The sequence below is a fragment of the Gemmobacter nanjingensis genome, assembly GCF_014652195.1.
Lineage (GTDB): Bacteria > Pseudomonadota > Alphaproteobacteria > Rhodobacterales > Rhodobacteraceae > Gemmobacter > Gemmobacter caeni.
In genome coordinates this window covers 26,247-38,839 of sequence record NZ_BMYI01000012.1, presented here as the reverse complement: position 1 = coordinate 38,839, position 12,593 = coordinate 26,247, and the positions used below count along the sequence as shown (strand labels likewise).

Here is a 12,593-nt window from a genome sequence, read left to right as displayed (position 1 = left end):
CTTTCCGTTTTTCTGGCCCTGGCGGTTAGGCCTCAGGCGGCATCCCATCCGGCGACAATCATCACATCCGCGCGCGAGACGGGTTCGCGCAGCGCCTTCGCAGCCTGATATTCCGGGCTGTGATAGCAGGCGCGGGCAGTCTCGAGATCGGCGAATTCGATCACGACCGTGCGGGATTTCGCGCTGCCCTCCACGACCTGCTGCTCGCCGCCCCGCACCAGAAAGCGCGCGCCGTATCGGGCGAAGGGCAGGGCGTTTGCCTGGCGATAGGCCTCGTAGGCCTCGGCATCGTCGATTTCGACATGGGCAACCCAATAGGCTTTGGTCATCACGCGCCTCCCGGTATGCGAATACGGCCCTGCGACACGGGGACGGCGCTGCCGCGAATGCGGACTGCGGCAAGGCCGTCGGTCCCGTAATCGACCGTCATGGTCAGTTCGGAAGGCCGACCCATTTCGACGCCCTGACGCAGCCGGAACACCTGCGTGCCGCTGCGCAGAACCCGTGCGGCCCGCAGTTGCGCCGCCAGAATGGCAGTGGCCGAGCCGGTGGCAGGGTCTTCCGGGATGCCAGCGGTGGGCGAGAACATCCGCGCGCGGAAATCGCAATCTGTGCCTTCGGTGTAAAGATAAGCGCTGTCCACCCCGGCGCAATCCATGAGGCCGGACCAGTGCGGCTCTATCGGCCGGGCGCGGGCCAGCACATCCTGCGATGCGACGGGGACGTAAAGGAAGCTTGGGCCGCCCTGCCAGATACCGGGACGATGGGCGGCGAAACCGATGTCGGCCTCGTCAATGTCCAGCGCGCGGGCGATCAGGTCCGTGGGGGCCTGGCCGGGTGCGGCCTTGGGCAGCACCGGCGCCGTGAACTCGGCTTCCACGATAGCGCCACGCCGCGTCACCTGCACCGGCACCAGCCCGGCTTCCTCCTCCAGCACCAGATCGGCGCGGAAATCGCCGGGGCCATGGGCGCGGCTTGCCAGAAGAATTGCGCAACCGATGGTCGGATGCCCGGCAAAGGGGATTTCGGCCGTCGGGAAGAAGATCCGAACCCGCGCGGTATGCGCCGGATTCACCGGAGGCTGCACGAAGATCGTCTCGGACAGGTTGAACTCGCGCGCGATGACCTGCATCTGCCGTGCCGACAGCACGTCGGCCCCCAGCACCACGGCCAGAGGGTTCCCGGCAAAGGGCGTTTCTGTGAAAACGTCCAGCGTATGAAATTCCAGCATATCGGTCATGGTGCCTTGAACAGCTTTGAAAGATCGGCGGCCGCCTCGGTCAACCCCCAGGGCGGGTTCACCACGAACATGCCCGAGCCGATCATGCGATGCCCCGGACGCACGGGCGGAAAACGCACCTCGTGGCGCAGGTGGTCGGGGTGGGTCTGCTCCAGCCGGTCCAGCATCTCGCGATGCGCGCCCGAAGTCAGGATCGGATACCAGAGCATCAGGATGCCCACATTCCATTTGCGCGCGATGGCGGCGAAATGTTTGGGGATGTTCTGGTAGTCCTCTTTAACCTCATAGGACGGATCGCAAAGCAGCAGCCCGCGCCGGGGCGTGGGCGGCGTCAGCGCCAGCGCGAGGTCAAAGCCGTCGCGTTTGTAGATATGGGCCGGGAAATCCGCCATCGCCCCGGCCAGCGCGGCATGTTCCTGCGGGTGCAACTCGGCCAGATGGATATTGTCCATGTCACGCAGCGACAGCGCCGCCACAAGCGGCGAGCCGGGATAGGCCATTTCCCCCCAGCGCCCGCGCACCGCGTTCAGCTGCTGACGGTAGGGATGGTCGGCGGGCAGACGGCGCTCCAGCACCGAAATGCCGCCTGCCGCCTCGCCGGTCTTCAGCGCCTCGTCGCTGCCTAGGTCATAAAGCCCGCGCCCGGCGTGCGTCTCGATATAGGTGAGCGGCTTGTCCTTCCCCACAAGATATTGCAGGGCTGAGGCCAGAAGCGCGTGCTTCTGTACATCGGCCGGGTTCCCGGCATGGTAGATATGTTGGTAAGACAGCATGGGTCAGGCGTAGCCCCGGCTGGGCTGCGCCGCAAGAGAAATAGCCGTGAGCGGCGTCACAGCCGCGCGGCGAGCCGCGTGCCCTGATCAATGGCGCGCTTGGCATCCAATTCCGCGGCCACATCGGCACCACCGATGATATGGAAGGCACGGCCCGCAGCCTCCAGCGCCGGGGCAAGGCTTCGGTCGGGGTCTTGCCCGGCGCAGATCACCACCGTATCGACGGGCAGAACCTGCGGTTCACCGTTGAGGGTGACAGCAAGCCCCTCGGGCGTGATCGCCTCATAGGCCACCCCGCCCAGCATCTTCACGCGCTTCATCTGCAACGTGGCGCGGTGAATCCAGCCGGTCGTCTTGCCCAGCTTGCGCCCCGGCTTTTCGGGTTTACGCTGCAACAGCCAGACCTGCCGCGCGGGCGCTTCGGGCTGCGGCCCTTCCGGGGCAAGGCCGCCCGCCACCTGTGCCGGATCGCCGACGCCCCATTCGCGGCGCCAGAGCGCCGGGTCCAGCGCGGGGCTGATGCCGTGATGGGTCAGGAATTCGGCAACATCGAAACCGATGCCGCCCGCCCCCACGACCGCCACGCGCTTCCCGACGGGGGCACCCCGCAAGACATCGCGGTAGCCCAGAACCTGCGGCAGATCCTCGCCCGCGATTCCGGCGTGGCGCGGGGTGATGCCGGTCGCAAGGATGACCTCGTCAAAGCCCATCAGCATTTCGGGTGTTGCCTCGGTGTTCAGCCGCAGTTCGACGGTGGAGGCGGAGATGCTGGCCTCGAACCAGTCGATCAGCCCGCGAAACTCCTCCTTGCCGGGGATGCTGGCAGCCAGATGCAACTGCCCGCCCACGCGCGCGGCGCGGTCGAACAGCGCGACGACATGGCCGCGCCCGGCGGCAGTCAGCGCCGCAGACAGCCCGGCAGGCCCGGCACCGACTACGGCGATGCGGCGTGGCGCATCGGTTGGGGTGATCACCAACTCCGTCTCATGGCAGGCGCGCGGGTTCACAAGACAGGAGGTCAGCTTGCCGCTGAAGGTATGATCCAGACAGGCCTGATTACAGGCGATACAGGGCGCAATCTGCGCCGCACGGCCTGCCGCCGCCTTTGCCACGAAATCCGGGTCGGCAAGGAAGGGTCGCGCCATCGACACCATATCGGCCTGTCCACCGGCCAGCAGCCCTTCGGCCACATCCGGGGTGTTGATGCGGTTCGAGGTAATGACCGGAATGTCGACCTCCGGGCGCAAGCGCCCGGTCAGATGCGCGAAGGCCGCGCGGGGAACCGAGGTCGCGATGGTCGGCACCCGCGCCTCATGCCAGCCGATGCCGGTGTTCAGCACTGAAGCCCCCGCCGCCTCGATGGCTTTGGCCAGCGTCACGACCTCGTCCCAGGTGGAGCCATCGGGGATCAGGTCGATCAGCGAGATACGATAGATCAGGATCGCGTCGCCAATGGCGGCGCGCACCCGACGCACCACCTCCACCGGCAGGCGCATGCGGTTTTCGTAAGACCCGCCCCAGCGGTCGGTGCGACGGTTCACATGGGTTACGAGGAACTGGTTGAGGAAATAGCCCTCGGACCCCATCACCTCGACCCCGTCATAACCGGCCTCGATGGCGCGGGCGGCGGCGGTCACGATGTCGGCGATCTGTTTCTCGATCCCGTCCTCGTCCAGTTCCTTGGGCGGGAAGGGTGAGATCGGCGATTTGACAGCAGAGGCCGAGACGCATTCCGGGCCATAGGCATAGCGACCCGCATGCAAGATCTGCATGGCGATCCGGCCCCCCGCATCATGTACGCGGTCGGTGACGATGCGGTGGTTGGCGATGTCCTGGGCGGTGAACAGGCCCGCCGCGCCGGGAAACACCCCACCCTCGCGGTTGGGCGCCATGCCGCCGGTGACCATCAGCCCGACCCCGCCCCGCGCGCGCACGGCGTAAAATTCTGCCACGCGGTTCCAGTCGCCGGTTTCCTCCAGCCCCGTGTGCATGGAGCCCATCATCACGCGGTTGGGCAGCGTCACGGCGCCGAGCGTGATCGGCGACAGAAGATGTGGATAGGTCATGCGGCTGGCTCCTCCCGTAGCGTGGGCAGACTGGCAAAGCCGCCCGCCGGTGTCACGGCCAACGCTGCGTCACGAACGGATCAGAACACCACGCCCATGCGGAGGATAAAGCAGCCGAAGGGGCGGTTTTCTGTGCAGCGGACCACGGCGTAACAGCCGGGGGCATGGGCGTAGAAGGCCTGCCGCTCGATAGATCGGGCCGCTGCACCTTCGGGCAGGGCGGGGCGCAGCACATCCAGCGCGTCGACATGAACCGGATCGGGGCGGTCGCCCGCGCCGTCGTGTTCCATCCACAGGGCCCCATAGTCGGTGAAGCCGTCCAGCGGCATCAGCGTGGTGATCAGGCGCAGCCCCTCGACCACATCAAGGCCCGCCAGATCGACCACGCGTCCGCTGCGGGTGGGCAGTGCGAAGGCCGGGTAATTGCTGTCCACCACCGCAAGCTCGTCGCCATGACCCATGCGCATCAGCACATCCATCAGATCGGGCGTGACCCGCGGGTCGATCCCTTTCAGCATCGGCGCCTCCCTGCCGGTTGAGGCCGCGGCGGAAAGGGCGTATCCCCGCCGCGACTGGATTGGGAGCAAAGCATGGACGCAACGGCGGTGGAAGCCCTGTTTACCCGCAGCGACGGCAGCTATCTCTGTGCCCGCTGGGGACGCCCCATCGTGCCGGTGGTCTTTGGCGTCGAAGATGCGACGCTGTCGGTGGTAAAAGGCGCCATCGAGGCGGTGGTGACACTTGCCGGGCATCGCATGGCCGAGACCGACCCGGAACTGGGCGCCAATCTGATGGTGTTCTTCTTCCGCGACTGGGCAGAGCTGCCGCAGGTGCCGAACCTCGACCGGCTGGTGCCGGATCTGGCGCCGCTGTGCGACCGGCTGGCGGCGGCGGGCGCAAACCAGTATCGCGCCTTCCGCTTTGACGAAGCGGGCGCAATCCGCGCGGTCTTCGTCTTCATCCGCATGGATGATGTGTTGTCCGAGATGCCTGCGGAGACGCTGGCGCTGTCGCAGGCGGCGCAGGTGATCCTGCTCTGGTCGGATACAGCCTTTGCCGGGATCTCGCCCCTGGCGCGGGTGGGCGAGGCTGTGGTGTTGCGCCCAGAGATCGGCGCGGTGATCCGCGCCGCCTATGATCCGGTGATGCCAGTCGTGGCGCGTGAGGCAAGCCATGCCCTACGTCTGGCGGCGCGGATCGGATGAAGGGAAGGGGGCTTTCCGCTCCCTCGCCCCTTCGGGGCTCACCCCCGAGGATATTTGAACCAAGGTGAAAGCAGATGAGCCATAGCCATGCCGTGCGGGTCTATTACGAGGACACCGATCTTGCCGGGATCGTCTATTACGCCAACTACCTGAAATTCATCGAACGCGGGCGCAGTGAGTGGGTGCGTGCGCGGGGGCTGGATCAGGCGCGGCTGAAGGCGGAAACCGGCATTGTCTTTGCGGTGCGGCGGGTCGAGGCCGATTACCTGCGGTCTGCGGTGTTTGACGATCTTCTGACCGTGACGACCGAGTTGCGGGCGCTGGGCGGGGCGCGGATCGACCTCTGGCAGCAGGTTCTGCGCGGGGAAGAGGTGCTTTTCACCGCGCAGGTGACGCTCGTCTGCATGGGAAGCGATGGCCGTGCACATCGCCTGCCGGGTGAGATCCGGGCGCTTCTGGCGCAGAGTTGACGCCGGTGCATGGCGGCTATGATGCAGGGATGGGCGGCAAATCGCATCCTGACGAGGATGTGTTGGCAATCCCCCTCAAAACCGGATAGAATCGCCTGTAATAACGGGCCGACGAATGGACCCGATGGTAACGAGCAGGCGTAATGGACACGAACACCCTTGCGATGGCGCAGGAGATTGATTTCTCCCTGCTCGCGCTTTTCGCGCGCGCAACCTTCACCGTGAAACTGGTCATGATCGGGCTTCTGGTCATGTCGGTCTGGTCCTGGGCGATCATCATCCGAAAACATCTGATGTTCCGCGCCGCGCGGGGCGAGGCGTCGATCTTTGACCGGGCTTTCTGGTCGGGTGAGCCGCTGGACGAATTGTTCGAAAAGATCGGCCCTGCACCGGAAGGGCAGAGCGAGAAGATCTTTGCCGCCGGGATGATCGAATGGCGGCGCAGCCACCGGCAGGATGGCGGGCTGATTGCCGGGGCGCAGTCGCGTATCGACCGGGCCATGGATGTGGCCATCGCGCGGGAAAGCGAAAGGCTCAATGCCGGGCTGAGCTTCCTTGCGACCGTGGGCTCAACCGCGCCGTTCATCGGGCTTTTCGGTACCGTTTACGGGATCATGCACGCCTTCACGCAGATCGCGGCAACCAAGAACACCGACCTGGCCACCGTGGCGCCGGGCATCGCCGAGGCGCTGATGGCGACCGGCATCGGCCTTGTCGCCGCCATTCCGGCGGTGGTGTTCTACAACAAGCTGAATGCCGACAGCGAACGCATCCTTGGCGGTTACGAGGCTTTCGCCGACGAATTCGCCACCATCCTCTCGCGCCAGCTGGACGCCTGAGCCATGGGGGCCGGGGTCGCCAAGAAATCGGGCGGAGGCGGGCGTCGCGGGCGGCGTCGCGGCCATTCCAGTGCCATGGCAGACATCAACATCACGCCCTTCGTGGACGTGATGCTGGTGCTTCTGATCATCTTCATGGTGGCGGCACCGATGCTGACCGTCGGCGTGCCGGTGAAGCTGCCGGAAACGGCGGCGGCCAGTCTGCCGACCGAACAGGAAAAGCCGCTTGCCATCACCATCGGGGCTGATGGCAAGCTGTTCCTGATGAACAGCGAGGCCGAAGAGGCGTCGCTGATTCCGCAGCTTCAGGCCATCGCGGCCGAACGCAGTTCCGACAAGATCTTCCTGCGGGCTGACGGCACCGTGCCTTATGAACGCGTGGCGCAGGTCATGGGGGCGCTGAATGCGGCAGGCTTCCGCAATATCGGTCTGGTCACAGACAGCAATGGCCCGCTGATGGGCGCAGCCGCCGGTGGCGCCGCCGCCGAGCCGAACCAGTAGGGTGGGGCCGATGCTGCGGGCTTGGCTGGGCAGGGTCGACAGAAGCGTCTGGATCTCCGGTTCGGGGCATCTGGTCGTGATCCTGTGGGTTCTGTTCGGTGATGTGCTGTTCAGTCCGCCGCCACCGCCCGAACCCGAGGTCATGTCGGTCGATACGCTGACCGAGGCGGAGTTTGCGGCGCTTGAGGCAGCTTCGGGGGGGCAGGAAAGCACCGAGGAGCCGCAGGACAGCGCGCCCCCGGCATCCGTGCGCCCGCCGGAGCGGCCCGAACCGCCTGCCGCCGAACCTCCGCCGGAGCAGGTGGCAGAGCAGACGCCGCCGCCGGAACCCGCGCCGGAACCCGAGGTCGAGCCGCAACCCGAAGAGGTTCCGGTTGCCGAAACCGCACAACCCGAACCCGTGCCTGAACCCGTTGCCCCTCCGGCCGAGCAGGAGCAGCCTGTGGCGGTGATCCCGTCTTCGGTCGTTCCGCGCCCGCGCCCGGCGCAGCGCGTGGCCCCGACGCCGGAAGACGCACCCGAAGAGGATGTGCCCGAGGCCGAACAGGTTCAGGAGCGCGTGGCCGAGGAGGCACCGCCCGAGGCTCCTGTGGTCGAACAGGAGCAGGAGGCGACCGCGCCGCCCGAAGCCACGACCGAAGTCGTGACCGAGGCAACCGAGACGCAGGAAGCGCCGCAACTGGCGCCGACCGCGTCGAAACGGCCGCGGTCACGTCCGGCGCGTCCCGATCCGGTGGCAAAACCCGCTGAGCAGCCGAAGCCGAGCCAGACTGCGACGGCGCAAAGCCCCTCGCAATCGCAGTCCGACCGGGCGGCGACAGATGCCGCTTTGGCGGAGGCGCTGGGCGAGGCCACGGAAACACCCGCGCCCAAGCCTGCGAACCAGAACAGCGCGCCCGGTCGTGGCCTTGCCGCCAACGGGCCACCGATGTCCTCGGGGGAAAAGGACGCATTGCGTGTCGCGGTGGAGCGGTGCTGGAACGTCGGCTCGCTCTCGACCGAGGCGCAGCGTGCCATCGTGACGGTGCACGTCACCATCGGCGCCGACAAGAAGCCGGTGGCGACCTCGATCGAACTGGCAAGTTCGACCGCCTCCGATGCGGCGACACGGCAGGCCTTCGAAGCAGCCCGGCGTGCGATCCTGCGCTGTGGTTCGCAGGGTTTCCCGCTGCCGGACGAAAAATATGAAACCTGGCGCGAGCTGGAGCTGATCTTCGACAAGGGGAGGGTCGGGCTGTGAACCGGACACCCCGCACGAAGGACTTCGCGGCGCGGCGATACAGACAGCCGGGGCAACCCGGACGGAACCGGGGAAGGGCCTGCGCGCTTTCCCCTTTTGGACAGGCAGGCTGCGGGCTGAAAAACAAGTCAGTCGCAGGAACAGGAACGAGGGTCAGATGAGCCGTCTCCGCCAATTCTTCACCGCCGTCGCGGCCGTGGCCGCCCTGGCCGCGCCGGCGATGGTTGCTACCAAGGCCGAAGCCCGGCTGACACTCAACCTTGGCAATCCGGTTGTGGAGCCAATGCCCTTCGCACTGCCCACCTTCGTCGACGAAGGCGGGGCGGGCGATCTGGCGGCAAAGATTTCGCAGGTGGTGGCGGCCGATCTGGCAGGCACCGGCCTGTTCGAACAGATCCCCTCCACCGCCTATATTCAGCAGATCACCTCTTTCGGGGCGCCGGTTTCATATCCTGACTGGCAGGCGATCAATGCGCAGGCGCTGGTGACCGGCGCGGTGCAGACCTCGGGCGGGCAGGTCGTGGTAAAGTTCCGCCTGCATGACGTCTTTGCCAATGGCGAGATGGGCGAAGGGCTGCAATTCGTCGGCACGACCGACAGCTGGCGCCGCATGGCCCACAAGGTTGCCGATGCCGTCTACAGCCGCATCACCGGCGAAACCGGCTATTTTGACAGCCGGGTCGTCTATGTCTCGGAAAGCGGCCCGAAGAACCAGCGCCAGAAGCGCCTTGCGGTGATGGATTACGACGGGGCAAACACCAGCTTCCTGACGGATTCGGCCTCCATTGTGCTGGCGCCGCGGTTCTCGCCCACCGGCGACCGCATCCTGTTCACCTCCTATTCTTCGGGCTTTCCGCAGATCTATCTGATGGATGTCGGCAGCCTTGCAATCCGTGGTCTGGGCGAACAGCCGGGCACCATGACCTTTGCGCCGCGCTTTTCGCCCGATGGGCGCACCGTGGTGTTCAGCCTTGAACGGGGTGGCAATACCGACATTTACTCGCTGGACATCGGCTCGGGCCAGCTGTCGCAGCTGACCAACTCGCCCGCCATCGAAACCGCGCCCTCGTTCAGCCCGGATGGCAGCCAGATCGTGTTTGAAAGTGATCGCTCGGGCAATCAGCAGATCTATATCATGCCCGCCCGTGGTGGCGAGCCGACCCGGATCTCGGGCGGTGCCGGTCGCTATGGCACCCCGGTCTGGAGCCCGCGTGGCGACTACATCGCCTTTACCAAGCAAAACCAGGGCCGCTTCCACATCGGGGTGATGCTGACGGACGGGACCGAGGAAAAGTTGCTGACGGCCTCCTATCTGGACGAAGGCCCGACCTGGTCGCCGAATGGCCGGGTCATCATGTTCACCCGGCAGGATGCGGGCGGCGAACCGGCGCTTTATTCGGTGGATGTTTCGGGGCGCAACCTGCGCAAGGTGGCCACTACGGGCGCCGCCTCGGACCCGGCCTGGTCGCCGCTGCTGCCGTAACCGTAACAAACCTCACGCCGCCGTCATTCCCCCCGGCGGCGGAACTCTGATAAGCTGGCCTGGTCGAGCTGGCACAACGAAGGACAGAAAAGATATGGCGTATACTGCGAAAGCTCTGATGTTGCTGGCCGTTCTGGGTCTGGCAGCTTGTAACAACCCTGATCGCTACGGTGCGGGCGGCGCCGGTGGTGCAGGCGGTGCGGGTGGTGCCGGTGGCATCGGCTCGCAAGGGCTCGGTGGCCCCAGCGACCCCAACTCGGTGGCCTATTTCAACCAGACCATCGGTGACCGCGTGCTGTTCCTTGTCGACCAGTCGACCCTGTCGCCCGAGGCGCAGACCATTCTGGCGCAGCAGGCGCAATGGCTGCAAAGCCATGCCGACTACGCGATCATCGTCGAAGGCCACGCCGACGAACAGGGCACGCGTGAATACAACCTTGCCCTCGGCGCCCGTCGCGCCAGCGCGGTGCAGAACTATCTGATCTCGCAGGGCGTTGCGGCCCACCGGATGCGGACCATTTCCTACGGCAAGGAGCGCCCGGTCGAGGTGTGCCCGTCGGAAGCCTGTTTCTCGAAGAACCGTCGCGCGGTGACCGTGCTGTCGATGGGGGCGGGGGCCTGAGCCGATGAGACTGCGTTTCGCGGCACTGGCCCTGCTGCTGATGTCCGGTTCCGCCATCGCGCAGGACCGGGCGCAGTCGCTGGCCGACATCAAGGCCGAACTTGCGGCACTGAACGCCGAGTTCACGGGCCTCAAGCAGGAGCTGATCACTACCGGCGCCATCCAGAATGGCGCGGCAGGTGGCAATGCGCTGCAACGGCTCGATTCGATCGAGGCGGCGCTGACGCGGCTGACCGCGCAGACTGAACAGGTGGAACTGAAGGTGAACCGCGTGGTCACCGACGGCACCAACCGGCTGGGTGATCTGGAGTTCCGCGTCACCGAGCTTGAGGGGGGCGACGTAGGATCGCTGCCGCCGACGCAACCTTTGGGCGGAGGCAATGTGGCCGCCCCTGTCGTAACCGCCCCGACCGCCGGGGGGCCCGAGCTTGCTGTGGGCGAACAGGCAGACTTTGACCGGGCCAAGGAGGTGCTCGGTCAGGGTGACTTTCGCACCGCCGCGGAAAAGTTTGGTGCCTTTGCCACGGCCTATCCGGGCAGCCCCCTGATGCAGGAGGCGCAGATCCTGCGGGGTGACGCGCTGCAACAGGCGGGCGATACCGTCAATGCGGCGCGGGCCTGGCTGGATGCTTTTTCGGCGCAGCCGGAAGGCCCGAAAGCAGGCGATGCGCTGGTGCGTCTGGGGCAGGGGCTGGCCGATCTTGGGCAGGTTTCGGACGCCTGTGTGACCCTGCAGGAGGTCGGCACCCGCTTCCCCGGCTCCACCGCCGCGACCGAGGCGCAGGGCAAGATCGCGGCGCTGGCCTGCCAGTGACCGGCGCGCCCGTGCCGGATACGGAGGATACGGACCTCCTTGATGCTGTTGCTCAGGTGTTCGCAAAGGCGCGGCCCGATCCGGCTGCGCCTTTGTCTGTCGGGGTGGCCGTTTCGGGCGGTGGCGATTCGATGGCGCTGTTGCATCTTTTGCACCGCCTTGCGCCGTCGGAGGGATATCTGCTGCATGCGGTGACGGTGGATCACGGGCTGCGGCCCGAGGCGGCGGACGAAGCCGCCGGGGTCGCGGCTTTCTGCGCCCGCCTGGGGGTCGCGCATGAAATCCTGCGCTGGCGGGGGCCGCAGGAGACCGGAAACCTGATGGATCAGGCCCGCCGCGCCCGGCTGTGCCTGATCGCGGACTGGGCCGCCGCACGCGGGGTGGGTCATGTCGCCCTTGGTCATACGGCGGACGATCAGGCGGAGTCGTTTCTCATGAACCTGTCGCGCGCGGCGGGGCTGGATGGCTTGTCGGGCATGCGCCAGGGCTGGCTGGAGCATGGCATTCGCTGGCATCGCCCGCTGTTGCAGAAGCGGCGTGAGGTTTTGCGCGACTATCTGCGCCGAAACAGCGTGACCTGGATTGACGACCCTTCGAACGAGAATGACCGCTTCACCCGTGTGAAGGCCCGTCGCGCGTTGCGGGCGCTGAAGCCGCTGGGCATCACGGTAGAACGCCTTCTGGCCAGCACGCAGCATCTTTTCGACGCGCGCAGCGCGTTGCAGATGGCGCTGGCACAAGCTGTCGAAACCCATGTCACCGAGCGTGCGGGGGCATTGCATCTGAGCGCGGACGGTCTGTGTGCGCTTGGGGCAGAGCTGGAGCGGCGGCTTCTCAGCCATGCGATTCGCTGGATGAACGGGGCAGGTTATCCGCCGCGTGCCGAACAACTGCTGCGGCTGATGTCCACCTTGCATGACCACCGGGACGCCACGCTGGGTGGTGTCCGGTTCCGCTGGCGGCAGGAAACCCTTGTCATCAGCCGTGAACCGCGCGCCGTAATGGGGCCGGTTCCGGCGGCGCAGTTGTGGGATCACAGATGGCGGGTAGTGGGGCCGCTGGCGGAGGGTCAGACTCTCGCCGCTCTCGGGGTTGCGGGGCTGCGCCAATGTCCCGGCTGGCGGGATCTGGCCTCGCGCGAGGCTCTGATTGTCAGCCCGGCCGTCTGGCAGGGGGACCGGCTGATCGCCGCCCCGCTGGCCCGGCCAGAGCCGGATTGGGGTGCGACTCTCGGCCCATCCTTCGGAATGTTCATCTTGGCGCATTGAACCCCCGCGCCAGATGTCTATTTTAGGTCAAAAGTTGCGGCGGGGGTGACCTGCGCCGCCCCCTTTAGGAGT

At 66.4% G+C, this 12,593-nt stretch carries 14 protein-coding genes; 9 read left to right on the top strand and 5 right to left on the bottom strand.

The window, feature by feature from the left end; translation table 11 throughout:
* Positions 1 to 32 precede the first annotated feature (32 nt).
* The 5 genes from IE126_RS17215 to IE126_RS17195 form a co-directional block, all read right to left on the bottom strand.
* Positions 33 to 329, bottom strand: a complete 297-nt coding sequence (locus IE126_RS17215; RefSeq protein WP_108129735.1) for a DUF1330 domain-containing protein — start codon at positions 327 to 329, stop codon at positions 33 to 35.
* Positions 329 to 1,240 carry a PhzF family phenazine biosynthesis protein gene (locus IE126_RS17210; protein WP_229825619.1) on the bottom strand — a complete coding sequence of 304 codons (912 nt, stop codon included), beginning with the start codon at positions 1,238 to 1,240 and terminating at the stop codon, positions 329 to 331. Before IE126_RS17210 ends, IE126_RS17215 begins: the two co-directional genes overlap by 1 nt.
* Positions 1,237 to 2,013 carry a 23S rRNA (adenine(2030)-N(6))-methyltransferase RlmJ gene (locus tag IE126_RS17205; protein ID WP_189381709.1) on the bottom strand — a complete coding sequence of 259 codons (777 nt, stop codon included), beginning with the start codon at positions 2,011 to 2,013 and terminating at the stop codon, positions 1,237 to 1,239. Before IE126_RS17205 ends, IE126_RS17210 begins: the two co-directional genes overlap by 4 nt.
* A gap of 56 nt (positions 2,014 to 2,069) precedes the next feature.
* Complete coding sequence (locus IE126_RS17200) at positions 2,070 to 4,079, bottom strand: NADPH-dependent 2,4-dienoyl-CoA reductase (protein ID WP_189381708.1); 2,010 nt, start codon at positions 4,077 to 4,079, stop codon at positions 2,070 to 2,072.
* A gap of 80 nt (positions 4,080 to 4,159) precedes the next feature.
* Entirely contained in the window at positions 4,160 to 4,597 is a 438-nt protein-coding gene (locus IE126_RS17195) for an RbsD/FucU family protein (RefSeq protein ID WP_189381707.1), read from the bottom strand.
* A gap of 72 nt (positions 4,598 to 4,669) precedes the next feature.
* On the opposite strand from IE126_RS17195, the gene IE126_RS17190 reads away from it, so the two are divergent.
* The 9 genes from IE126_RS17190 to tilS all read left to right on the top strand — a co-directional run bounded on the left by IE126_RS17190 (position 4,670) and on the right by tilS (position 12,521).
* Entirely contained in the window at positions 4,670 to 5,284 is a 615-nt protein-coding gene (locus IE126_RS17190; RefSeq protein ID WP_189381706.1) for a hypothetical protein, read from the top strand.
* Positions 5,285 to 5,358: 74 nt separating this feature from the next.
* Positions 5,359 to 5,754 carry a tol-pal system-associated acyl-CoA thioesterase gene (gene ybgC / locus IE126_RS17185; protein ID WP_189381705.1) on the top strand — a complete coding sequence of 132 codons (396 nt, stop codon included), beginning with the start codon at positions 5,359 to 5,361 and terminating at the stop codon, positions 5,752 to 5,754.
* A gap of 143 nt (positions 5,755 to 5,897) precedes the next feature.
* Positions 5,898 to 6,593: a protein TolQ gene (gene tolQ, locus IE126_RS17180; RefSeq protein WP_054302782.1), complete on the top strand. Its 696-nt coding sequence runs from the start codon at positions 5,898 to 5,900 to the stop codon at positions 6,591 to 6,593.
* A 3-nt stretch (positions 6,594 to 6,596) separates the two neighbouring features.
* On the top strand, positions 6,597 to 7,094 hold the full coding sequence (tolR, locus tag IE126_RS17175; protein ID WP_054302783.1) for a protein TolR: 498 nt from the start codon (positions 6,597 to 6,599) through the stop codon (positions 7,092 to 7,094).
* Between the two features lie 10 nt (positions 7,095 to 7,104).
* A complete protein-coding gene (locus IE126_RS17170; protein WP_054302816.1) occupies positions 7,105 to 8,334 on the top strand; it encodes a hypothetical protein in 1,230 nt (409 codons plus the stop codon).
* 220 nt (positions 8,335 to 8,554) lie between these two features.
* A complete protein-coding gene (gene tolB / locus IE126_RS17165; protein ID WP_229825633.1) occupies positions 8,555 to 9,817 on the top strand; it encodes a Tol-Pal system beta propeller repeat protein TolB in 1,263 nt (420 codons plus the stop codon).
* Between the two features lie 94 nt (positions 9,818 to 9,911).
* Positions 9,912 to 10,439: a peptidoglycan-associated lipoprotein Pal gene (gene pal, locus IE126_RS17160; protein ID WP_054302785.1), complete on the top strand. Its 528-nt coding sequence runs from the start codon at positions 9,912 to 9,914 to the stop codon at positions 10,437 to 10,439.
* Positions 10,440 to 10,443: 4 nt separating this feature from the next.
* A complete protein-coding gene (gene ybgF / locus IE126_RS17155) occupies positions 10,444 to 11,253 on the top strand; it encodes a tol-pal system protein YbgF (RefSeq protein WP_189381704.1) in 810 nt (269 codons plus the stop codon).
* Positions 11,250 to 12,521: a tRNA lysidine(34) synthetase TilS gene (gene tilS / locus IE126_RS17150; RefSeq protein WP_189381703.1), complete on the top strand. Its 1,272-nt coding sequence runs from the start codon at positions 11,250 to 11,252 to the stop codon at positions 12,519 to 12,521. Before ybgF ends, tilS begins: the two co-directional genes overlap by 4 nt.
* Positions 12,522 to 12,593 lie beyond the last annotated feature (72 nt).

What these genes read in the sequence shown, in the direction of transcription:
- IE126_RS17215 (WP_108129735.1), bottom strand. Translation starts at nt 329, where the DNA reads ATGACCAAAGCCTATTGGGTTGCCCATGTCGAAATCGACGATGCCGAG.
- IE126_RS17210 (WP_229825619.1), bottom strand. Translation starts at nt 1,240, where the DNA reads ATGACCGATATGCTGGAATTTCATACGCTGGACGTTTTCACAGAAACG.
- IE126_RS17205 (WP_189381709.1), bottom strand. Translation starts at nt 2,013, where the DNA reads ATGCTGTCTTACCAACATATCTACCATGCCGGGAACCCGGCCGATGTA.
- IE126_RS17200 (WP_189381708.1), bottom strand. Translation starts at nt 4,079, where the DNA reads ATGACCTATCCACATCTTCTGTCGCCGATCACGCTCGGCGCCGTGACG.
- IE126_RS17195 (WP_189381707.1), bottom strand. Translation starts at nt 4,597, where the DNA reads ATGCTGAAAGGGATCGACCCGCGGGTCACGCCCGATCTGATGGATGTG.
- IE126_RS17190 (WP_189381706.1), top strand. Translation starts at nt 4,670, where the DNA reads ATGGACGCAACGGCGGTGGAAGCCCTGTTTACCCGCAGCGACGGCAGC.
- ybgC (WP_189381705.1), top strand. Translation starts at nt 5,359, where the DNA reads ATGAGCCATAGCCATGCCGTGCGGGTCTATTACGAGGACACCGATCTT.
- tolQ (WP_054302782.1), top strand. Translation starts at nt 5,898, where the DNA reads ATGGACACGAACACCCTTGCGATGGCGCAGGAGATTGATTTCTCCCTG.
- tolR (WP_054302783.1), top strand. Translation starts at nt 6,597, where the DNA reads ATGGGGGCCGGGGTCGCCAAGAAATCGGGCGGAGGCGGGCGTCGCGGG.
- IE126_RS17170 (WP_054302816.1), top strand. Translation starts at nt 7,105, where the DNA reads ATGCTGCGGGCTTGGCTGGGCAGGGTCGACAGAAGCGTCTGGATCTCC.
- tolB (WP_229825633.1), top strand. Translation starts at nt 8,555, where the DNA reads ATGGTTGCTACCAAGGCCGAAGCCCGGCTGACACTCAACCTTGGCAAT.
- pal (WP_054302785.1), top strand. Translation starts at nt 9,912, where the DNA reads ATGGCGTATACTGCGAAAGCTCTGATGTTGCTGGCCGTTCTGGGTCTG.
- ybgF (WP_189381704.1), top strand. Translation starts at nt 10,444, where the DNA reads ATGAGACTGCGTTTCGCGGCACTGGCCCTGCTGCTGATGTCCGGTTCC.